Annotated in this window: 1 pseudogene; it reads left to right on the top strand. The window is 50.3% G+C overall.

Annotated elements, in window-relative coordinates:
- Positions 1 to 41: 41 nt before the first annotated feature.
- Positions 42 to 1,183, top strand: a pseudogene (locus DWY93_RS16780) (type IV secretory system conjugative DNA transfer family protein); the annotation flags it as partial.

Here is a 1,183-nt window from a genome sequence, read left to right on the forward strand (position 1 = left end):
ACTGATGAAAGTCAGCAAGGCGCAGGGTGCCTACCTCATACCTAATGCAGATGCACAGCTCCTATGTTGTGACGGACCCGAAGGGAACAATTCTGGTGGAGTGCGGAAAAATGCTCCAAAGGGGTGCGCCCAAGCTGGGGAAGGACGGAAAGCCCATGAAGGATAAGCACGGCAAGGTCATTTATGAGCCGTACCGAATCAAGGTCCTAAATACCATCAACTTCAAGAAGTCCATGCACTATAACCCCTTTGCATACATCCACTCGGAAAAGGATATTTTGAAGCTGGTGACAACGCTGATCGCTAATACCAAAGGCGAGGGCAAGGCCGGAGACGATTTCTGGGTCAAGGCGGAAACATTGCTGTATTGCGCATTGATTGGATATATCCACTATGAAGCTCCGGTGGAGGAGCAAAACTTCTCCACCCTCATCGAGTTCATCAACGCCATGGAAGTCCGGGAGGATGACGAGGAGTTCAAAAATCCTGTAGACCTGATGTTTGATGCACTGGAATCGGAAAAACCAAACCACTTCGCAGTGCGGCAGTATAAGAAATATAAGCTGGCAGCCGGCAAAACCGCTAAGTCGATTTTGATTTCCTGCGGTGCGCGTCTTGCCGTATTTGATATTGCGGAGCTGCGCGAGGTTACATCCTACGATGAGTTGGAACTGGATACGCTGGGAGACAGAAAAACGGCTCTGTTCCTCATTATGAGTGATACGGATGACAGTTTTAACTTTCTCATTTCCATGTGCTACACCCAGTTATTCAACCTGCTTTGTGAAAAGGCCGACGATGTGTATGGCGGCAGGCTTCCGGTTCATGTGCGCTGTCTGATTGATGAGTGTGCCAACATCGGGCAGATTCCGAAGCTGGAAAAGCTGGTGGCCACCATCCGAAGCCGTGAAATCTCTGCCTGTCTGGTGTTGCAGGCACAGAGCCAGCTCAAGGCAATTTACAAAGATAATGCCGATACCATCATCGGCAATATGGATACTTCCATCTTCCTGGGTGGCAAAGAGCCAACAACGCTGAAAGAGCTGGCGGCTGTTCTGGGAAAGGAGACCATAGACACTTACAACACCGGAGAGAGCCGGGGACGGGAGACCTCCCACTCGCTCAACTATCAGAAATTGGGAAAAGAGCTGATGAGCCAGGACGAGCTGGCAGTTATGGATGG

The organism is Clostridium sp. AF28-12 (assembly GCF_003435225.1).
Taxonomy (GTDB): Bacteria; Bacillota; Clostridia; order Lachnospirales; family Lachnospiraceae; genus Pilosibacter; species Pilosibacter fragilis.